This is a genomic window from Vibrio sp. Isolate22 (genome assembly GCF_022398115.1).
In the GTDB taxonomy this organism is placed as follows: Bacteria; Pseudomonadota; Gammaproteobacteria; order Enterobacterales; family Vibrionaceae; genus Vibrio.
Window position 1 is genome coordinate 26,135 of the sequence record NZ_JAKEUW010000039.1, and the last position, 21,770, is coordinate 47,904.

At 43.4% G+C, this 21,770-nt stretch carries 16 protein-coding genes and 1 pseudogene; 8 read left to right on the top strand and 9 right to left on the bottom strand.

Annotation, left to right across the window (positions count from 1 at the left end; translation table 11 throughout):
* Positions 1-12 precede the first annotated feature (12 nt).
* A complete protein-coding gene (locus L1D55_RS18870) occupies positions 13-978 on the bottom strand; it encodes a hypothetical protein (RefSeq protein WP_239918444.1) in 966 nt (321 codons plus the stop codon).
* 153 nt (positions 979-1,131) lie between these two features.
* On the opposite strand from L1D55_RS18870, the gene L1D55_RS18875 reads away from it, so the two are divergent.
* From L1D55_RS18875 to L1D55_RS18885, 3 genes are all read left to right on the top strand, one after another.
* Positions 1,132-1,599 (top strand): Lrp/AsnC family transcriptional regulator, encoded by a 468-nt coding sequence (locus L1D55_RS18875; RefSeq protein ID WP_102479705.1) that lies wholly within the window; start codon positions 1,132-1,134, stop codon positions 1,597-1,599.
* A gap of 165 nt (positions 1,600-1,764) precedes the next feature.
* Positions 1,765-3,327 carry a PAS domain-containing methyl-accepting chemotaxis protein gene (locus L1D55_RS18880; protein ID WP_239918445.1) on the top strand — a complete coding sequence of 521 codons (1,563 nt, stop codon included), beginning with the start codon at positions 1,765-1,767 and terminating at the stop codon, positions 3,325-3,327.
* Positions 3,328-3,599: 272 nt separating this feature from the next.
* Complete coding sequence (locus tag L1D55_RS18885; RefSeq protein ID WP_345772788.1) at positions 3,600-4,148, top strand: hypothetical protein; 549 nt, start codon at positions 3,600-3,602, stop codon at positions 4,146-4,148.
* 93 nt (positions 4,149-4,241) lie between these two features.
* Here the strand turns inward: L1D55_RS18885 and tkt are convergent, their stop codons facing one another.
* Positions 4,242-6,233 carry a transketolase gene (tkt, locus tag L1D55_RS18890; protein ID WP_239918447.1) on the bottom strand — a complete coding sequence of 664 codons (1,992 nt, stop codon included), beginning with the start codon at positions 6,231-6,233 and terminating at the stop codon, positions 4,242-4,244.
* A gap of 78 nt (positions 6,234-6,311) precedes the next feature.
* The gene (gene tal / locus L1D55_RS18895) at positions 6,312-7,262 is read right to left on the bottom strand and encodes a transaldolase (protein WP_239918448.1); all 951 of its coding nucleotides are present in this window, start codon (positions 7,260-7,262) and stop codon (positions 6,312-6,314) included.
* A 458-nt stretch (positions 7,263-7,720) separates the two neighbouring features.
* Between tal and L1D55_RS18900 the strand changes: the two genes are divergently transcribed.
* On the top strand, positions 7,721-8,725 hold the full coding sequence (locus L1D55_RS18900; protein ID WP_239918449.1) for a sugar-binding transcriptional regulator: 1,005 nt from the start codon (positions 7,721-7,723) through the stop codon (positions 8,723-8,725).
* A gap of 80 nt (positions 8,726-8,805) precedes the next feature.
* Here L1D55_RS18900 and L1D55_RS18905 read toward each other — a convergent pair whose 3' ends face one another.
* The 5 genes and pseudogenes from L1D55_RS18905 to L1D55_RS18925 form a co-directional block, all read right to left on the bottom strand.
* The gene (locus L1D55_RS18905; protein WP_239918450.1) at positions 8,806-11,106 is read right to left on the bottom strand and encodes an EAL domain-containing protein; all 2,301 of its coding nucleotides are present in this window, start codon (positions 11,104-11,106) and stop codon (positions 8,806-8,808) included.
* Between the two features lie 327 nt (positions 11,107-11,433).
* Positions 11,434-12,282 carry a sulfurtransferase gene (locus L1D55_RS18910; protein WP_239918451.1) on the bottom strand — a complete coding sequence of 283 codons (849 nt, stop codon included), beginning with the start codon at positions 12,280-12,282 and terminating at the stop codon, positions 11,434-11,436.
* Positions 12,283-12,332: 50 nt separating this feature from the next.
* Positions 12,333-12,647 (bottom strand): hypothetical protein, encoded by a 315-nt coding sequence (locus tag L1D55_RS18915; protein ID WP_239918452.1) that lies wholly within the window; start codon positions 12,645-12,647, stop codon positions 12,333-12,335.
* A gap of 176 nt (positions 12,648-12,823) precedes the next feature.
* Positions 12,824-13,432 (bottom strand): hypothetical protein, encoded by a 609-nt coding sequence (locus L1D55_RS18920; RefSeq protein ID WP_239918453.1) that lies wholly within the window; start codon positions 13,430-13,432, stop codon positions 12,824-12,826.
* An 11-nt stretch (positions 13,433-13,443) separates the two neighbouring features.
* Positions 13,444-14,006: pseudogene (locus tag L1D55_RS18925) on the bottom strand (LruC domain-containing protein); the annotation flags it as partial.
* A 932-nt stretch (positions 14,007-14,938) separates the two neighbouring features.
* Between L1D55_RS18925 and L1D55_RS18930 the strand changes: the two are divergent.
* Together L1D55_RS18930 and L1D55_RS18935 are read left to right on the top strand one after the other, a co-directional pair.
* Entirely contained in the window at positions 14,939-17,827 is a 2,889-nt protein-coding gene (locus L1D55_RS18930; protein WP_239918454.1) for an Ig-like domain-containing protein, read from the top strand.
* Positions 17,828-18,434: 607 nt separating this feature from the next.
* On the top strand, positions 18,435-19,022 hold the full coding sequence (locus L1D55_RS18935) for a CheR family methyltransferase (RefSeq protein WP_239918455.1): 588 nt from the start codon (positions 18,435-18,437) through the stop codon (positions 19,020-19,022).
* Between the two features lie 125 nt (positions 19,023-19,147).
* Here the strand turns inward: L1D55_RS18935 and L1D55_RS18940 are convergent, their stop codons facing one another.
* Complete coding sequence (locus tag L1D55_RS18940; protein ID WP_239918456.1) at positions 19,148-20,785, bottom strand: methyl-accepting chemotaxis protein; 1,638 nt, start codon at positions 20,783-20,785, stop codon at positions 19,148-19,150.
* Between the two features lie 581 nt (positions 20,786-21,366).
* Between L1D55_RS18940 and L1D55_RS18945 the strand changes: the two genes are divergently transcribed.
* Both L1D55_RS18945 and L1D55_RS18950 read left to right on the top strand, forming a co-directional pair.
* Positions 21,367-21,549, top strand: coding sequence for a hypothetical protein (locus L1D55_RS18945; RefSeq protein ID WP_239918457.1), 183 nt, complete (start codon positions 21,367-21,369; stop codon positions 21,547-21,549).
* Between the two features lie 67 nt (positions 21,550-21,616).
* Positions 21,617-21,770, top strand: a 154-nt coding sequence (locus L1D55_RS18950) for a transposase (protein WP_345772789.1), incomplete at its 3' end; no start/stop codon positions are given.

Here is a 21,770-nt window from a genome sequence, read left to right on the forward strand (position 1 = left end):
AAAGTTCTACTCTCATGATTGCGAGACATCCCGGTAAAAGTAACGCTCACAAATAGTCGGATTCATGCGTTTAATGGCGTTTGATATCAAAGCAACGATGAGAATAGAGAACACGATCCTTCCCCAAAATATGGTGTAGAAATCGGCGCCAATCAGTAAGATCAGCAAGGTATCTTCAATTAAGCTGTGAAGTAGGTTAAGCAACATGATTGCGGTAAATACATCTCTTGCGGAGATATGCCCTTTCTTTGCTTCATTGATCAATAGACCGCCACCAAATGAAAGACCTAGTGTGATACCAATGATGGTTAGGTTCGTAGCATCTTTGCTAATGCCTAGTAGTCTCAAAAACGGTCGCAATAACATGGCCATGAGCTTCTCTATACCAAGAACCTTCAGCGTTTTAAGTAACAGCAATAGGGCAGAGATGACCATGAATATCACTGCAAAGTTTTTCAGCTGTTCGATAGCCCAACCGATATAACTGCTATCTGAGGATACTTCTGGCTGCCATAAAACGGTTGCTGGATAGTTGAGTAAGTCTCCGTATTGATAGCCGATATTCAGTAGCCATGCCAGTACTAAGCTGCCACCGAATCTCACCGACAAAGTGGCAAGCCAACTTACCCCAGCTTTTTTCGCGATAGCGCCTTCGATTGGTAGAGAATGAGCGAGAAGCATCATGCTCCCCAATACAGACGCTTGGGCGACAGTGAGGGGAACATCAGAATTAATCAATATAATTAATCCAGCGTAAATATTGGTGAGTATTGTGGTAGCCCACACCAAGCCCATTTCTTTGGGTAAACCTACACTTTCCATTATTGGGCTTAACCACTCGCTGAGAATCACTATGCCACCGAGTTCTTCGACGACTTTGATGACGATGATGATGGGAATCATGATCCGAAAAAGCGTTGAGGTAACATCGAAAATCTCTTTTAAGAGTTCTTTAAAAAATTGATAAACGGATTTCATTGATACGTCCATGTTGCGACTGTTTGATTTAGGAAGATCTTATCGTGATTGCTGTGATCGTGATTTCTAAATCTCGTTATAAATTTAGTTATAATTTTTTAATTGCTTTGATATTGGAAATTATTAGTAACAAATTGATGGGTTTAAGAAATTATGGAAATTGACCGTATAGATAGAAGCATACTGATCCAGCTTCAAAAGAATAACCGTATTCCCAATTTAGCATTGGCTGAGCTTGTGGGTTTGTCACCACCTGCGTGTTTAAAGCGTGTAAAGCGTTTGAGAGAGGAGGGAGTGATCGTAGGCGATGTATCTATTATTAACCCTGAGCTTGCTGGTCATAAGATGACATTGGTCGTGTCTGTCGAAATGGAGCGAGATAGAGGCGATATTTATCAAATTTTTCGCCATTCTATCTCGAAGGCTGCAGAAGTTACGCAGTGTTATCAGATCTCAGGCAGTTATGACTTTATGCTTATTGTGACTGTTAAAGACATCCAAGCTTATGAAGATTTTGTAGAGCGAGTGCTACGCAAAGATCTTAACATTCGTAAGTTCCACACTTCAGTCTCTATGAGAACGGTGAAATTTAGCACTGAAGTGAAGTTAGAAGAGTCATGATAAGAGAAGGAGAATCAACAGTAACTGACTGCGATGTGAGCCAACTAGCTTAAATTCGTATAAATAGCAGGCATTTACACAAAATGTGACGTTCACATTTTGTCATAACTTTAATAATTGTATATATTCCTCGCCTAAAATAATAATTAACAAAAGTTAATAACAATGATTGTCAGTTCATCTTCTCCATCTCGTGAAACGTTACTCAGCGAGCACGAACAACTCGTATCAACGACGGACCTTAAAGGCGTGATTACTTACAGTAATGATGCTTTTTGCCGTATCGCAGAGTACAGCCAACAAGAATTGCTTGGACAACACCACAATATTGTGAGGCATGGTGATATGCCTAAGGCTGCTTTTGCCGATATGTGGTTGAACCTTAAGCAAGGTAAAGCGTGGCGCGGTATCGTAAAAAACAAAACTAAATCCGGTGGTTTTTACTGGGTAGATGCTTATGTGACGCCAATTTACGATAATGGAAAGGTGAGCGGTTACCAATCCGTACGTGTAAAGCCTAAAAACGAATGGGTACAAGTTGCCGATAAAGCATACCAAGGTCTATTGAAGGCTGAGAAATCTGGTCGTCAATGGTCACTGCAGATCAGTGATAGTGTTCGTTATGCTGTGTTGCTGGGCTCGCTAGCTGCACCTCTGATTTCAAACCTTGTTGAAGTAGGGCAAGTGTCCCAATGGCTTCTGAGTTTATTGCCTGTTTCTGCTCTTGCGCTCTTGTTTCGCCAAGAACTCATCGACACACCGTTGCAGTTGAAAAAATTACAATCGAAGTTCGATAGTGTGAGTCGTCTTGTTTATTCAGGGAACAGCAAGTTTTCTGTGGCTGATTTCCACTTAAAACTGTTGTCTGCTCGCATACGTACCGTACTAGGTCGAATGACGGACTCAGCGAAACCATTACAAGATTTGGCCGACAATCTTAATGCGACGTCGTTTGAAGTGTCTGAAGCGCTAGACCAGCAAACAAAAGACATTCTGCAAGTACGAGAGGCTACTGAAGAGGTTGAATTAACCGCGAATGAAGTTTCATCTCGTACAGAAGAAGCGCATCAGATTGTCGATGTGACTCTAGAGACTTGTGCTGGTGCTAAAGAGAGCATTAACCAAACTCACCGAAATCTTGAGAATCTAGCCTCACAAGCTGAGAAAGCGACACAAACGACTTACCAACTGAGCGACCAAGCCCAAAGTGTCAGTAAGATAATGGAAGAGATTGGTGGCATTGCAGAGCAAACCAACCTGCTGGCGCTCAACGCAGCAATAGAAGCGGCGAGAGCGGGGGAGCAAGGTCGAGGCTTTGCCGTAGTGGCTGATGAAGTACGTGCGCTGTCTGGGCGTACTTCGAACGCGACAGTACAGATAAAAGAGAGCATAGAAACCATGCTCACAACCATTGAAGGTTGGCAGAAAGATATTCTGGCGAACAGAGAGCAGACCGATGCGTGCGGTGATGTGGCGAAGGTGAGCGCAGAACGTTTATCTGAAGTTGAAAACTTGATGCAATCTATGAACGAGTTGATGCAGTCGGTAGAAAACTCAGCCCATAAGCAACGCACACTGTCGAGCGAGGTTAATCTTCACATGCAATCTATCGCGTCGACTGCAGAACAGAATTTGGTCGCTACACACTCGGTGAAGGATCATTCGACAGAGCTTAAAGAACAAGTGAACGAGTTCTATCAGTTAGCTAAACGTTTTGAAGAAAAGTAGCGACCTTAGATAACTCCATGAAAAAATAAAAGAAAGCCTTGCATGATGTGCAGGGCTTTTTTGTAGGTGAAGTGGAGGTTAGAAAAGCTTTGAAACAAAAATAAAACATCGTTCAATTGAGGTTAAGGTACACTTCTCATATTCCAATCAAAAGACAGAGCATCAGCATGCGCCCCCTTATTGTTACCACCATTTGCTTAAGTTTTATTAGTGCTCCTTGCATAGCCTCAAAAGGATCGAATTACCTCTATACGGGGTATCAAAATACGAGGGTGAGTGACGATGGCTTTCAAGATTACTTTGATGGTGCCTACAATAACTCAGGGAGCAAGCAGCTTTACGGTGGCTACGTCGGCGGTAACTATGCCTTAAACGATACTTTCTTCGTTGGTTTCGACTCTTCTGTGACCACACGCTCTTCGACGACGTTATCTGATCTTTCGATGCAGTTGGGTTGGTATCAGCCCATCACTTCACAGGTTGAGCTTTACGCTTCTGGCGGGGTGAATTGGGTTAGGCCGCAGAGACGTTCTTCGTGCCGAAATGACACTATCCTTGGACCGTGTGATAGAGAGACCACCAAAAACTACGATGAGGGCTTTATCGGTGAGGCAGGGGCGATTGTTTCTATTAACGAGCGTTGGTCGTTGCAACCATTTTATAGCTATTCTGACACGCATAAGCATGGTTTAAACAACTTCGGGGTTGTGAGCTCGGTTGACGTTCTTTCTTGGCTCGCGGTCGATGCTGGGTATGAACACACTTATAGTAAAAATCTAAACCAGAATACGCTTCGTTTGGGGGCAAGGTTTACGTTTTAACGGTGAAAGGCGAGATACAAAAAAGCCCTACATGAAAATGTAGGGCTTTTGGTATGCATCAACCTATTTCAAGGTGAGACAAGTGAATCAAGATTAAGCTAGAAGCTCTTTTGCTGTGCTTACTACGTTTTCAGTAGTGAAACCGAACATCTTGAATAGCTCACCTGCTGGTGCAGATTCGCCGAACGTTGTCATACCGATGATCTTGCCGCCGAAGCCAACATACTTGTACCAGAAGTCAGCGATGCCAGCTTCTACTGCGATACGCGCTGTTACGTCAGAAGGAAGTACAGATTCACGGTACTCAGCGTCTTGCTTGTCGAATGCGTCAGTTGCAGGCATAGATACAACGCGTACCTTCTTACCTTCAGCTGTCAGTTCTGCCGCAGCGTTAACCGCTAGCTCAACTTCAGAACCTGTAGCGATAAGGATTAGCTCTGGCTTGCCTTCACAATCTTTCAGGATGTAACCACCCTTCGCGATGTTCGCTACTTGCTCTTCGCTACGCTCTTGCTGTGCAAGGTTTTGACGAGAGAAGATTAGAGACGTTGGGCCGTCTTTGCGTTCGATAGCTAGTTTCCAAGCCACTGCAGACTCAACTTGGTCACATGGGCGCCATGTGCTCATGTTTGGAGTTAGACGTAGAGAAGCGATTTGCTCAACTGGTTGGTGAGTTGGGCCATCTTCGCCAAGACCGATAGAGTCGTGCGTGTAAACTTGGATGTTCTGAACTTTCATCAGAGCAGCCATACGCATTGCGTTACGAGCGTATTCCATGAACATTAGGAACGTTGCGCCGTATGGTACGAAACCACCGTGCAGAGCGATACCGTTCATGATCGCCGTCATACCGAATTCACGTACACCGTAGTGGATGTAGTTACCCGCTGGATCTTCAGCAGAAACAGACTTAGAACCAGACCACATAGTTAGGTTAGAAGGTGCAAGGTCAGCAGAGCCGCCTAGGAATTCAGGTAGCATAGCACCGAACGCTTCTAGTGCGTTTTGAGACGCTTTACGTGATGCAATGTTTGCTGGGTTAGCTTGAAGGTCAGCAATGATTTGGTTTGCTTTCTCTTCCCACTGTGCAGGAAGTTCACCGTTTACGCGGCGTTTGAATTCAGCTGCCAGCTCAGGGTGTGCTGCTTCATAAGCTGCAAGTTTCTCGTTCCACGCTGCTTCCTTAGCTGCGCCTGCTTCTTTCGCATCCCATTCTGCGTAAACTTCCGACGGAATTTCAAAAGGACCGTGCTCCCAACCAAGTTCTTTACGTGTAGCTGCAATTTCTTCAGCGCCTAGTGGTGCACCGTGACAGTCGTGTGAACCAGATTTGTTTGGAGAACCAAAACCGATGATAGTCTTAGTACAAATTAGAGTAGGGCGTGGGTCCGCTTTAGCAGCTTCAATTGCTGCGTTGATTGCTTCAGCGTTGTGACCATCTACTGCTGGAATTACGTGCCAGCCGTAAGCTTCAAAACGCTTAGGCGTATCATCAGAGAACCAACCTTCCACTTCACCATCGATAGAGATGCCGTTGTCATCCCAGAAAGCGATAAGCTTACCAAGACCTAGCGTACCTGCTAGAGAACATGCTTCGTGAGAGATACCTTCCATCAGACAGCCGTCACCCATGAATGCATAAGTGAAGTGGTCAACGATGTTGTGGCCTTCTTTGTTGAATTGTGCTGCTAGAGTTTTCTCAGCCAGCGCCATACCAACAGCGTTCGTGATACCTTGGCCTAGTGGACCCGTTGTTGTTTCGATACCCGGTGCGTAACCGTACTCTGGGTGACCTGGAGTCTTAGAGTGCAGTTGACGGAAGTTCTTAAGGTCTTCGATTGATAGCTCGTAGCCTGCTAGGTGAAGCAGAGAGTAAATCAGCATTGAGCCGTGGCCGTTTGAAAGAACAAAACGGTCGCGGTCAGCCCACTCTGGGTTTGACGGGTTGTGGTTTAGGTGATCACGCCAAAGAACTTCAGCGATGTCAGCCATGCCCATAGGTGCGCCTGGGTGGCCAGAGTTTGCTTGTTGTACGCCGTCCATGCTTAGGGCACGAATAGCATTAGCTAGATTTTTACGGTCCATAATAACTACCAGTGTTTAAATATTGGATTGGAAATTGAAAGGGGAACGCAAACGTTCCCCTTTTTTAATTCTGTGTGATTACAGCTTAGCTGCGATCATGTCTTCTAGTTTGCCTTGGTCAACTGCGAAGTTGCGGATACCTTCTGCAACTTTCTCAACTGCCATTGCGTCTAGGTTGTGCTCCCATAGGAACTCAGCGTGAGTCATTGGAGCAGGGCGTTCTTTAGAGCCTTTAGAGTCAATTAGTTTCTCCACAACTTCACCTTCAGCAGCTTCTAGTTCAGCTAGAAGAGCAGGAGCGATAGTTAGACGGTCACAACCAGCAAGTTCTAGGATCTCGCCGATGTTACGGAAGCTTGCGCCCATAACAACCGTGTTGTAGCCGTGCTCTTTGTAGTAGTTGTAGATGTCAGTTACTGAGATTACGCCTGGATCTTCAGATGCTCCGAAGTCGCGACCTTCTTTCGCTTTGTACCAGTCCATGATACGACCAACGAATGGAGAGATTAGGAATACGCCAGCTTCAGCACATGCACGAGCTTGTGCGAAAGAGAATAGAAGCGTTAGGTTACAGTTGATGCCTTCTTTCTCTAGGATTTCAGCAGCGCGGATACCTTCCCAAGTAGAAGCCAGTTTGATTAGGATGCGATCGTTAGTGATGCCAGCATCGTTGTACATTTTTACTAGCTGACGAGCTTTAGCTACGCTGCCTTCAGTGTCGTAAGAAAGACGAGCATCAACTTCTGTAGAGATACGGCCTGGGATTGTTTTCAGGATTTCTTTACCGATGTTTACTGCAAGCATGTCACAAGTGTCTTGTACTTGTTGTGCTTTATCAGCGCTTTGTGCTTTAGCGTATTCGATTGAAGCATCGATAAGTGGCGCATACTCTTCGATTTGAGCCGCTTTAAGAATCAGAGAAGGGTTAGTTGTTGCATCTTCTGGCTGGTACTTTTTGATTGCATCGATTTCACCAGTGTCTGCTACTACTGTCGTTAGTTTACGAAGTTGCTCTAATTTGTTGCTCATTTTGATCATCCTATCTATCGCATTACATCTCGTGAGAAGAGAGATGTGGGCATTTGCAAGCTAACTAATGAAGTTCTCAGTGGAGTTTCCAGTGAGCCAAACTTACATTAATTTAAATTTTTCTTCGAACGAACATTTGCACAGAACATTTGATCGCTCGATGAGTAAATGATGTAGCCATATTTATCCGATCTAGCACCAAAGTCAACGACAAATAGTGCGGTATGGTGACTTCAGTCAAATATATTTCGCTCTAGTAATCATGGGCGATACAAGCAAACGTTTAATACGCTGAGTGAGGCGAATTAATCAACAATAGAACCATGGCTATCACCTTGAATAAATGTTCCTTGTTGTTACATATGTTCAAGGTGTAAACTTGTGTATCACTTGTTTAGTCATCGAACATTTGTTCTTCAAGCAGGTAAAATAATTGTTAAATATAGGTTGAGTGGTATATGAGTAAGAATATCCAAGATGTTTCCGAAGAAAACACTGATCTCCTGACTGAAGTCGCGGTTGCTTATTATCAGGACGGTGCCACCCAAGAAGAGATCTCGAAAAAGTTCTCTATCTCTCGTGCAAAGGTTGGTCGTATGCTCAAGCAAGCCCGTGATGAAGGTATTGTTGAGATTACGGTGAAATACCACCCTGTATTCAGCGCCAAAATAGAACAACGCTTAATTGAGCGCTTTGGTGTTAAGCGTGCTCTTGTCGCTCTGGATCAACCGAATGAAGAACAGCAACGTCTTCAAGTTGCCGGCTTAGTGTCTAACTATCTAACCAGCACATTAAAAAACGGCATGGTCGTAACAGTCGGTCAAGGGCGGAACGTATCGTCTGTTGCGCACCACACCGGTGTAATTACCCCACGTGATTGTAAGTTCGTGTGTGGTATCGGAGGCATTCACCCAAGAGGCGGTATGTTCAATGCCGACCACATTTGTCGTCAGCTGGCGAAAAAGTACGGTGGCTCATCGGAAACTCTGTATGCTCCAGCTTATGCAGAGAACAAGGCTCAAAAAACCGCATTCATGGAAAACAGCACAGTTAAGCAAACACTCGATCTCGCTCGAAAGGCAGACGTTGCTCTAGTAGGTATCGGTGATATGAGTGAAAACAGCTACATGGTTGACCTAGGTTGGTTTACCGCTGGCGAGGTGGTTCAATCGCGTCTATTACAAGGTGTGGTAGGTGACTTCGCTGGCTATGACTTCTTCGACGTACACGGTAAAGCGGCAAACACTGTTATGAGCGATCGAGTGATCGGTTTGGGGTTAGAAGAGTTTCGCCCAATAGCGGAGGTGATTGCGATAGCAGCGGAGAACAGTAAACCGCTCGCGTTGTTAGGTGCACTAAGAACCGGCGTGGTTGATGTTATAGCAACCAGCGTAAGTAATGCACTAACCGTGCTGAACTTAGATGAGCAGATGAAGTATGCTGAATTAAGTGAAACCCGTTAGAACCAGTCTGTCGTCAAAACAAAAGGGAGCCAATGTAGGTTCCCTTTTTCGTCTTGTTAAACCTCGGAATCATTGCACCACTAAACCAATGGTTCGAGTTGTTTCTGATCCGACTTTGTGGGAGCGAGATATTCGCATAGCTCTTCGTATGGGATAGGGCGTGAGAAGTAATAGCCTTGCATCAAATCACAGCCACAAGCCTTTAAGATTGCGAAGTGTTCGCTTGATTCTACACCTTCCGCTAACACCACCATTCCGAAGTTCTTACCGATAGCAATGATGTTTTGCACCATGGTTAGCGATTGCTGGTCTACTGCTATGTTCTCAATGAAGCTTTTATCGATTTTAAGCTCGTCGATAGGCAGTGCTTTCAACATACTCAATGATGAATAGCCAGTACCGAAATCATCCAGAGAGATCTTAATGTGGTTCTCTTTGAGGCCTTCGAAAATTGGTTTCACTAAGGTGACATCTTCAATGAACAAGCTTTCAGTGATCTCTAGCGTCAAACAGCTTGGTGAAAACTGGTACTTCTCAAGTGTGGCTAACAGGTGTTCAGAGAACGATTTATGCGAGAACTGGCGCACCGAGATGTTGATCGATAACCCGATCTCTTGCTCGGTAGTTCTATGCAAATGAGCGATTTGCATAATACTGGACTCGATAATGAACGTGCCGAGTTTATGCATTAAGCCAGTGCTCTCCGCTACGGGGATAAACACATCGGGTGGAACAAAGCCTAGCTCGTCATCAACCCAGCGAACAAGAGCCTCAACACCGTCAATACTCTCATCTGTTCGTACTAAAAGTTGGAAAGCCATGAATAGTGTTTGCTTCTCGATAGCGATACGCAACCTCTGTTCTACTTTCATCTTGTAGAGGTGAGCGTCTTGCATTGCCGTAGTGAAAATGCTGTATGAGTTTTGCTGCTGTTTGGCTTTGTACATTGAGATATCGGCAGAGCGAAGCAGGCTATCAAGATCTTTACCATGTTCAGGGAAACGTGCGATACCGATGCTACAGCCTAATAGGAACTGAGAGTTTTGTACTTCATAGGGTTGAGAAAGCACCTCGATGATACGCTCTGCGAGTCGTTTGATTTCAGACTCACTGGTTATTGGAGTTAAAAACAGAAACTCATCGCTTGATTCACGTACCAATAGGCTCAATCGAGAGCGGAATCGCATTAAACGCAACGCTATTTGTTTAAGAACCTTGTCACCAAAATCATGCCCGTGCGTATCGTTGACGCATTTAAAGTTATCGATATCGATGAACAGCAGTGAGAATTGCTCTGACTCACTTGCCACCCACTTATCGATGTTCTTACGCATGTATAAACGGTTTGGCAGAGTAGTGAGAGGGTCGTGATTCGCTTGGTAGATCAGTTGGCTACGAGTACGCTGCTCATTCTTGGCGATAGACTTAACCAAAATGTAGAAGCCACACTGGAGCAAAATAAAAATAATGAAAAGAATGCCAAATTCTTCGATAAACACGGTGTCGACGTGTGCAAGGTCGGTGCGACCAACGACCCAAAGCTTATAATCTGGTAGGTACTTAGCGCTCAGTAGAGAGTGGAATTTATTATCGCTGACAACAAATGAGTAGGTCTCTTTTCCTGTTTTTGCTTCATTTACAGTAGCGCTGACTTGCTCTGAAAAGTTTTTGCTCACGCGCTGTAGCAGGTCACTGTCTACTGGTTTTAAGTAGGCATCAAGAGACTCGATGTCACTAGAAAAGAACTGACGGTAGTGGTCTTGTCTGAGCAAAGTGAGTGTATTGAAACTTCCAGCATGTGCGTTGTTTTCAAATACTATGGTGCTATCTAAGCGCAGCCCGGCAGTCATCACGGCATCAATGGTTTTACCGTCCACTGAAATCGACTTTCTTAATGGGATGACTAGGCTATCCAGGGACTTTTGAAAATAGGTACGCCCTAGAACCATCTTGTCACTTGAAAGCGCTTCTAGAAAGGAGTCTCGAGTTTGTGGTAGCTCAAGTAAGTTGTCTTGGTCTGCCAGTTTAAGGTTAGAGCTAACAGACAAGTAGTCGCCCTGTGTGTTAAGCAGGCCGAATGCAGCAATCGCTGGATGAGTTTCAAGCAGTTTATCCAATATGGGACGGATTTGAATAGCGGCAGTACGAGTGAAGTCGGACTGCTGGGCCAATTGGTGTCCAACGACTTCTAAGAGTGCCTCTTGGCTTGTGAGTAATGAACTGACCGAGCTAGAAAACAGCTCCACTTGAATATGCTGCTGCTCAATGAAGTCTTCTCTATTTGCTTGCCATTTTGTTACACCTAGCACAGTGAAAAGTATCAAGGTGAGCAGTACGACAAGAGCGTACAGCGACCAGATATTTTTCTTAAATCGAGCCATGGAATGCCTTTTTAGTTACGACTTTGAACAGAGTGCACGAGACAAACTATTGAGCGCCAATATGATGTATTAAGTTTGTAAGACACATCGATAATGACTAATGATTAAATAGTGTAACGACTATGTATCGGGATTCTTGAGTAAAAAATTAACATTCATATCAACAATAATGGTTAGTGTTTGATTAATCGAAGTTTATTGTTGGTTCATTACTGGGAGGTTAGCCGAGAGTCGTTACGATATAATAACAAAGAGCTTACTCATGTTAGGAGTAAGCTCATTATGCATGCGGAGTATATTCTAATAGTGGCAGTAAGCGAAGTTGAATTACTGGTTTGTTACGGCGATAGGCAGGCTTTCGTTAGCGCCCCATTCTGTCCATGAGCCATCGTAAACTCCCATTTCACCCGAGTATCCTGCCAATTTTGCGGCTAATAAAATGATGCAGGCAGTCACACCTGAACCACAGCTAAAGAACATCGGTTGAGTTGGCGTTAAGTCCAACGTAGAAAAGATTTCTACAAGCTCGCTCTGTGGTTTCAACTTACCGTTGTTCAGCACTTGCGCGAATGGTAGACAAACTGAGTTTGGAATATGTCCGCTGCGTAATCCAGCTCTTGGTTCAGGCACTTCTGAATCAAAACGAGCTTGAGATCGTGCATCCAGAATATTGGCACTCTTGTTTTCTGAATAGCTTAGGACTTGCTTGGCATCCACAAAGTAGTTGTCTTGAATGTTGCCTTCGAAATTGCCCGGCGTGACTTCAGCTCCGTACGATGTGTCTGTTGCGTAACCCGCATCAATCCATGCAGGTAGACCACCATCTAAGATGTAAACGTTTTTGTGCCCCATTGCCATAAACATCCACCACGCACGAGGCGAAGCAAAGGTTCCAGAGTTATCGTAAACGACAACCGTACTGTCTTGATTGATACCAATTTCGCGAGCACGAGTGTTGAAGTGTTTTTCAGAAGGGAACATATGAGGAAGCAAGGTATGCTTGTTGCAAAAATCTTTGTCGTAATCAAAACGAATAGCACCAGGAATCATTTGTCCTTTGATCTTTTCCGACTCACTTGGGATCTGAAATTCGATACTGGCGTCTAGGATTACAATGTTGTTTTCTTCTAGCAAACGTTGTTGAAGTTGTTCCGGTGAAATGAGTGGCTGATTCATTATTGTTATATCCATTCTTGTTGTAGTTATTACTGTTGTTGTATCGATGACTAAGGCGCAGTTCTACAGTGTATGAACTGATAACTGCTTTGCCCGGTTATTTGATTGTTTAATGTATCAAGCGCGACCACAGAATCAATAGGGCAGTCTGTGGTGGGTGCAATGGAAACGCGAAATACTTGATCATCTTCCGTCTGAACGGTGAGGTAACGTCGGTGCCCGTCCAGTGATTGAGTGAGGGTATTGGAAATAACTTTGGCTTGAATGCGTTGTCCTGTTTCTGAGGTCAAAGGGAAATAGGTAAGAGCCAACAGAACGCCCACACCACACATTAAGATAAATAGACCTATTTTTAACTGTTTCATGAGAGTAAGTCTTTGAAGGTTATCTTGAAAATATAAGTGAGATCGGCGTTAAAGTGAATCAAGTCAATCAGAAACAATGAACTCACTCTAGATTCGAACCCAAACAAAAAGTGAGCATTTCAGCTCACTTTAAAGTTATCAGGAATGAGTTATGAAAAACTCTTAACTAAGGTTTCTTACCAAACGATTTGAGAATCAGTGCTTGATACCACTTGTTGTAATGGTGGTTGACCATCGTAAAACCAAATTTCGACCAAGAGAGAGTCGTGGTTCACAGGCGCAGTAAAGTTAGAGGCAAATACACCATTGTCTAACGAGCCTGCAATCACTTTACTTGAGTAGTCCGGTTTCAAGGTAGAGTCATCTCGTGTGCTAAAACGGCTATAAACGGTGACAAAAGAGCGAGCGGTTGAAATGCTACTGATGTCGATGTCGAGATCAAATTGCTCAATTGAGCTGTAATCAAAGCCATCGGGTACAACCACATCACTCATCGTATAGGTTGGTGTTGCTGCCGCACTTGTCACTGTAGAAGGCGTTCCCGTCACTGACGTTGAAGGTGCAGCGGGAGTCGACGGTGTTGCTGGTGATGGCGTCGATGCACTGCCGCCACCTCCACCGCCGCCTCCACAACCAACCAATACCAGTGGAGTGACAGCTAAAATAACAGCTAACGATTTCTTCATATTCCAAGTGCTTTGTGCAGACATACGATTTTCCTCAGATAGATTGCGACTTGAGTCAACGCAATGAGCTTTTCGATATTGTTTATTGTGAATAGTCATAGCGTTTCTCCTTATGGCACGTAGCATTGGTTGTCTGCTGGTGATGCGAACCAAGTTTGGTTATTTTCACCGCTTGATTCTGCCCACTGCTTAAACTCTGGGTAAGCAGTTACGATATCCACGTATTCTTGCGGCCATTCCCACTCTTCTGTTGATGTGATAATGAGAGCCCAAGGGTGGTTTTCTGCTGTCTTGAAATATTTCCCTGTTGCTGGGTCGCTATCGTCAACACCGATCCCAGAATCAAATAGGTTAACAGTGTCAAAGGCCTCGGTTGGTGCTTGGTCTGGTAGATGAACTTCCCAACTGCGTCCTGGGTGCAGAGGTAGATTTTCACCGTGATAGTAGCCAGGTGTTGCAAAGATAAACGGGTCGTAAGGCATATCTGTCCATGTATCAGTACTGATACATGGACAGATAAGCTGATTCCTATTTGGAAAGAAAATTGCTCGTCGTCTTTACATGAGTTACTGGTTCGATAGAAGGTACATGATGTCTCTGTTTTAGACGTTAAATCTTCGGCGGCAATAAATATCGCCTCACTACGTCCGTCCTCCATGTCTAGGTCAGTGAACCTGATGCTTAACGCTTGGCGCTCCATCACTTGGCACTTAACACTTAGCACTTAACATCAGTGCCAAGTGGTGTTTTCATGAAAGTCATTTTAAAGGGCGCCAGTAACGGCGCCCTTTGTGTTAGTTGGCAACGCTGTAAGTGTCGTAGTCGCGTAGTAAGAAGAGTGCAGTACGCTGTGAGAGGCGGGTTCGGGCCTTTTTAACCGTTGGGCAAAATAAATACAGAACAAGCATAAAAAACACAGGCGTGACGTTCGCTTTTAAAGGAAGGCATTGAAGTCATAGAAAGATAATTAAATGTTTAATTGAATGATTCAGTTGGAAATGGAATTAATACTCTAAATAATTCCGTTTTATACATGACTCTTTCCCATGAATAAATTGTGACTTTAATTCAAAATAAAAATAAAACCCAACTTGGAGTTGTTACTGTTATTTTAATTTAAACGTCATATTAAAAGTTGGTAGTTAGATGGGAGTTAATGATCCATGAACCTTTTTTAGCGAAATAGGCTTCATGGTTCGTATGAGAGTTATTTTTTCTATAGGTGCTTTTAGATGAGTGGTTTTCATTTAAGTTATTGTTATATATTGATTTGTGTGTGGTTTTCTTTGTCTGTTAGTTATGCCGCCAAGACCCTTTCTTATCCAGGTTAATTTAATTATTTTTATCTTTTCTAAATTAGCTCAACCTAATTTAGTTCATTCTAAGTGGGTGGTTTAAATGGGCCTTACATAATTGTATTTTCCGAAATTTTGGGCTTTATCTCATAATTAAATAAATTTTGATATTTATTCAATAAGTAAAAGTTTAATTCCTTGTTGGTTAATTTCTTGTGTAAATTAAGTGTGCTTGCAAGGGGGGGATGAATTTCCAATTGCAGGTTTATTGCAGAAATAAAATAATTAATATAAAGCTAAGGAATCAAGTATGTATCTAAGAAAGAGCAGTGCTAAACAGATTCACTCTTTTGGATATCGCGCGGTAGGGCTAACAATGCTTTGCTCTGGCTTATTGTTGAATCCAATTTCGCAAGCCATGGCTAGTGAGTTCAGTACTGATGCGGTAGCTCAGTCAGAAAGTGAATACTGGAGCACCTATAAGCTAGATATCACAAACACGGGCTCAGATAGCGCAGACATGCGTGAAGCCGTGATCGAATTTTTATTGCCGGTAGCGATTAACGAGATCAACTGGGCGTCGAACCATCTTTCTTACCCATCATGGGAAATCTCTCATACGACGCAAGCTGATGGGGTATTGAACGCCGTGACGTTGACGTTCCCGGAAGGCTCTTGGGTTGATAGTGAGCTGGCCTCAGGTGAATCTGCGGCATTGACTATCTCTTTCGGTGGTGAACTGACTGATCTGAATGTGTTTGAGAATTCTGTTGTGGTTAAAGTGGATGGCGAAGTGGTTCCTCCACCAGAGTTTTCACTGGATATTTTAGCGCCTGCTCAAAACTCAGTGGTTTACACAGGTACGAATGTTGACATCATTACGGGTGTCGAAGGTGAGGGTGCAAGCAAACTCGAGTTCTGGGCAAACAGTACCAAATTGGGTGAGCAAAACGTTGTAGAAGGTACAACAGAATACCAACAAGCTTGGCTTCCAAGCGAAGTTGGTGCAGCATCGATCACTGTGATGGCTTTCAATGACAGTGGCGATAAACTCACAGAAAAAGTAGTTCAAGTGACGGTAGAGTCTGAATCGACAGCGCCAAACCCACCTGTGATTGAGTTTATCTCGCCAGACGCAGGCTCTTCTCACCAAAAAGGTGACAGCATCACAATTTCAGCGCATGTAACAGATGCAGATGATGACTTAGCGACGGTTAAGTTCTTCGCTAACGATTCAGAAGTGTGTTCTCTTGATGCGAAAACGACCCAAGATTTCTCTTGTGACTGGACAACGCAAACGGCAGGCTCTACTACGCTTCGTGCGGAAGCAAAAGATGACGAGCAACATGTCGCTAGTAAGAACTTAACCATCACGGTGACAGATACAAGCACAAGCTGTGGTGACATACCTCAGTACCAAAATGGTGTGGCCTACAACGTCGGTGATGAAGTCACTAACATTGGCAATATTTACTCATGTACGGTAGCGGGTTGGTGTGGTAACCCTGTATGGACACCAGGAACCGGTCATCCAAGTTATCCTGATGCCTGGAAAGATGCATGGGATGAAGCGGGTGAGTGTGATCCGAACCCAGTGCCAGTGGTGGACGTTCAATCACCGCAAGATGGACAGAAAATCGCACCTAACCAAGCATTCGACGTAGTTGTCGATGCATCGGATGATACTGAAGTTGCTCGTGTTGATGTTCAATTGAATGGTCAAGTGGTTGCGTCATCAAACACGCCTTCACAAGGCGATACTTACACCATCACGGTGCCTGCCCAAGTTGAAGGCCAATACACATTGACGGTTGTTGCCTACGATGACCAAGGTGCGAGTGCGGAGGCGGCGCCAATTTCTTTAGCGATTACCGATAAAGACTTGGTTGTTTCTTTAGCATCTCCTGTGGATGGTTCAAGCTACTTCGAAGGTCGTGCGATTTCGATCAAAGCAGACGCGAAGAGTTACGAAGGCGATATTTCCTCGGTAAGCTTCATCGCGAATGGTAACGAGCTGTTTAAAGACACGGAAGCACCTTATGAATATGAGTGGCTAGGTGCTCAGCAGGGTACATATGCTGTCACGGCGAAAGCGGTAAATACGGCCAACCAAGAGCAAACCTCTGCAACGTCTAACATTACGGTCAAAGAAAGCACAGGCGGTGGCGGCTTAGTCGATAACCCTGATCGCTCCATCAGTTACCTAACGTCTTGGGGGTTGAATGACTACCAAGAGCTGTTCAACTCAGAAGGTGATGGCTATTTATTGTCATTTGGTAAGTGGGACGCAAGCGGTAACATCACGATCTCTGATGGCATGCTAACACCACCGAATTACAATCCGGACTGGATGCCAACACAGTATCTAGCATGGTCAACGCTCAAGCATGACAACGAAAATGCGACCATGATGGTTGCGTTTGGTGGTCAAACTTACGAGAGCATTTGGTCGGCGATCAGTACGCCTGAAAGCCGTGAATCGGTTGCGAACGGGTTAGTTGATTTGGTGCATACGCCATTCCCTGTGTACAAAAAGAACCTAAAACCTGAAGAGGTGGAAGGCGAGTGTCTTGCAACAAACTCAGACGGTAGCTGTGATTACAGCAAGTACCAATTAGCGGGTTACGTGCACATTGATGGTCTGGACTTTGACTTTGAGAAAGCGGCACGAATCTCAGACAAAGAGAACCAAGACTTAACGGCTTTGATCAAACTTATCCGTGAGAAAGTGGGTAATACGAAGGTTCTGTCTCTGACGACTTACCACGTAGGTGCGGATCCAGTTGAATGTATGGATGCGAGCGTGTTTGAAAACTGCTCTTACATTGCAGAGTCTGGTCGTTCATCTCACCACGGTGAAGTGATTGATCTGTTGAAAGCGACCAAGAACGACTTCGATTTCTTCAACGTGATGACATACGACGCGGGTCGAAACTTCTTATACGAAGTCGCGATGGCAAACTACGCTGAGTACATTGGAGACAAGTCGAAGATTGTTCTAGGTAATACGATCAACAGTCAGTGGGCACCCGGTGGTAACTTTGTTGAAACACGTCAGAACAACCTAGACCGTGCTAAATGGCAGAAAGATAACGGTTACGGTGGCTTCTTTATGTGGACGTTAGGTTCAAACAGCCAAAGTTTGAGCATGGCAGAGCAAGTGGATTACTTTAACGAGATGATTAGCGTAAGTAAGTAGTACTTACCTTATCACCTACTTGAACGACGGAAGGCGCTTATGCCTTCCGTTATTTGCTCCTCAATCATTCATAGCCCTAGGTTCATCTGGTGATAAAGGTGGTTCAGCCAAAAGCGGGTGAATAGCGCACCATAAACCTCACATCGCATGCCCCCAAGTGCGTTAGCACGATTTGCCTCCTCAATTTGGATACACGCTTTCCATTACTAGGATTCATAGCAGGAAAAAGTAAAGGGCGTGGATAAATTTAAAAATAAATTAATATAGTTGAAAACCATTGCCTTACATCGCATTTAATACGGAAGTTATATATTCAGGTTTGATCATTGATGGGATTTATACTTATATAATAATTCAGTTCTAACTCTAAGGGGTTATCGATGGATATGTTGGGTAAAGATTGCTTATTGCAATTAGTGCTTGAACACTTTCAAGAAGATATTGCAAAGTCCGTAAACTTTGTGACTGGTGAAGTTGGAGTCGCATATTCAGATTTGCCACATAACCTTAATTTTTGTGTGAATTTATCACTTGTGGAGAAAATTTACCCCACTAGCTAACTCGCTTCTGTTTTAAATCGAGTAAAACGCAACCTCAAGGTTTAAATATGGTAACTGACAACTTTTTCTATAACGCTGAATTATATAGAGACTACAGTGAGCTTGTTATCGAAAGGCAGTTAAGAGGGAGTGATTTACTTATTTGTTGCTTAGATACAGGTCAATACTATGATAGTTTTTCATTGGCGATGTTACATTCTTATTACGAACAAAAGACAGAGATGCTCTCATCTGGTTTTTGTCGGATTATGTCTTTGGTTGACAACAATAGTTTTAGAAAAATCAACTGTAAAGGGAACTTCAAAGAAAGGTTATTTAGTAACACCCGAGGTGAATTAGCTGAATATCTAGAGTCTAACAAAGTTAAAATGAAGAATAGCCATTTTTCCATCAATCGAAAAATAGAAAATAAAATCACATTTAATAACTACGACCACGTTAATTTTAATCAGTACAATAGTAGGTTAGATGCGATTGTTATCGCATCACTAACCAATGAGTATCACGATATTGTCCGTAAGTATGCTCATCACATCCTCATACCTGGAGGGCATGTTTTTATCTGTGATAACTCCTATGCTCTAGAACTTAAAGGAATGCGGTGTTTGAAAAAAGGGGTGTATGTTCGTGTTTAGACGGATTTTCCTGTTGAGGCTCTCTTTGCCATTAATGGAATAAATCAGTTATAGCAGTAGCTGCGTGAGCTACTGCTATTCGTTTTACGCGTAGGAAGCTTCCGCTTTCAAAGCAGATTCTTGCATCATGCAAGTTTGAATCGGTTAATTGTACACATGAGATTTTCTGAGATACCTCTGAGTTCCCGGCTCGAATTAGCCATTTCGGTAGATTCACTCGACACTAAAGTCGCCATATCACTCAAGCTGGCTACGTTACGGTTTATTTCGTTCACGGTGAGTGTTTGCTCTTCAGCAGCAGTTGCAATATGTTGCGCCATACCTTCGATCTTATTAACTTGCTTGTTACTCTCGTCAATCTTGCATCCTGCCTGCGCGGATAGCTTTGAGGCTTTATTCGCTTTATCAACCCCTTGATGCATTACTGTAACGACATTTTCAGCGCCAACTTGCAACTTTTCTATAATATTTTGAATCTCCAGTGTGGACTCCTGAGTGCGTTGAGACAAGGTTCTTACTTCATCTGCTACCACAGCAAAGCCCCGACCATGATCACCAGCCCTAGCGGCTTCAATGGCGGCGTTGAGTGCTAAGAGGTTTGTCTGTTCTGCGACTCCTCGAATAACTTCTAGAACCGTATCCACATTTTTTGCATCAAGCGCCAGCTTCTGGACTGCTTGTCCTGCAGAGGTAATGACTTCCGCCATTTCGTTGGCTTCTATCACGTTATTTTGAATAATTGAGGAACTCTTCTGTGTCTCCTGCGCTGCAAACCGACTTGCTTCATTTGCATCAACAGTGCGCCCAGCAACTTCCTCAACGGTAGCCAGCATTTCTGTCATGGCTGTTGCAAGCATATCCACGTCGTTTCTTTGCTGGTTAAGGCTATTATCTATTTGGTGAACCGAATCAGTGAGTTGCGTTGCCGACGCTGATACTTGAGTCCCAATTCCCTGAATCCCGAGCATCATTGATTGAATAGACTCTACAAACTGATTGAAATAACGAGCCAAGAAAATCAGTTCTTTGCTCCCTTCTTCGGGAATACGTTGCGTTAGATCGCCTTCGCCTTTTGATAATGCTTTCATCGCAGCCAAAGTACGATTTATTGGGAGAGTGATGGTTTTGATGAAGTAAGCAACGATCAGTGAGAGAACCGCTAAAATGCCTATCGCATAACCTATCGATGTCATCTCAGCTCGGTGAGTCGTCACTTGTAAGGCCACCATATTTACACCAGAACCAACCATCCATCCCCAGGGCTCTAACATTATTGCATAACTGGTTTTTGGCTCTAGCGTCTGTTTGTTCGGATTTTTCCAGTGATAATCAATGAATCCACCACCACTTTTCGAAATGCTGTACATCTCTCTGACAAAATATTTACCCTTACTATCTTGAAGGTCCATTATATTTTTTCCTAAAAGAGAGGGGACGCCTGTAGCTATTTGTTTTCCTTCTCGATCACCTATAAAGATATAATTTCCATCATCAAATCGCATATTTGAGATGGTTTCCAATGCGCGACCTCGTGCTTCCTCTTCGCTTAAATTTCCTATTTCACTCTGACTTTGATAATACCGAATAACGCTAACGGCGCTTTGAACTAGCGTTTTCACCCCTTTTTGATAACTATCACGCACATGTTTGCGTGAGCCGTCTATGTTTAAAATGGTATTTGCGAGTAAAGCGATTGCAAATAAAGCAAGAATCGCCCAAACTCTAATAGCAATCGATACGTTTTTCACTTCTTTAATTACCATGGATTTATCCCCTAACCAAAAATTTCTCAACTTACAACAAAGCTGTTACATCAAAGCAGAACCAGTGGATATTAATTTTTATATTATAAAATTAGCATATAAAAACCATTTATCTTGGTGCATGATGTAAATTAAAAAATATTTTCAGTTAGTGATAAAATGGATAATAAAACTTACTGATTATTAAGTTGATAAAATTAATTTCAAAAGAAATATTCTTTAAAGTGAAATATATGATTAGCATTTTCAACATAGTCGAATATAATTTGGTGGTTTGATATTAAACCCACACTTTTCAGTAATTTAAACTTGGCTTACTTAATAAAACTCGCTTTTCAAGCCTCATACGCCTACCCCGCTAATTCTCCTAACAAAATCTCCCTTAGCACCCAATCCAACAAACACCTTTCTCATACATGTCATTGTCGCCTTCAAGATCGCCCTGATCTGTCGCAGCTTTAGAGCGGGCCAATTAATGCATTTTTCAATATGTGTGATGTTGCATTTGCGCATGTAACTCACAGACAAATTTCAAAGAAAAGGTACTCTAGTGAGTCTATGTGTTTGGCGAGTATTTTTGTATGCGTAAACTAATAATCGACACTTATTGCTTTGAAACTGGCGAACTAGAAGACTGCTTGGTGGTTCCTTTGGGTTTGGCAAAGCTGGCTGTGACACTCTTACCCAAGAACATATCGTCTAGATTTGACGAAAACGGGGAGCAATTAGAAGCATTAATTAACGCATTAAAAGGGCGTTGTTGACTAAATCCGTTGGAACCTTTTCTCAGTCCTGCGATCTGATCCCATGTAGTAGAAGCATGGTGTTGTTATGGGTAAGTCGAAGAAGAAGAAGATAGCGAACTGGAGTGAGTATAATGAAGCCTTGTGCAAGCGAGGCTCAGTAACGTTTTGGATTGACGACTCAGCCGTTGAAGCATGGCAATGTAAAAGTCACCATGGTAAACGAGGTAGAGGCTTTCAAT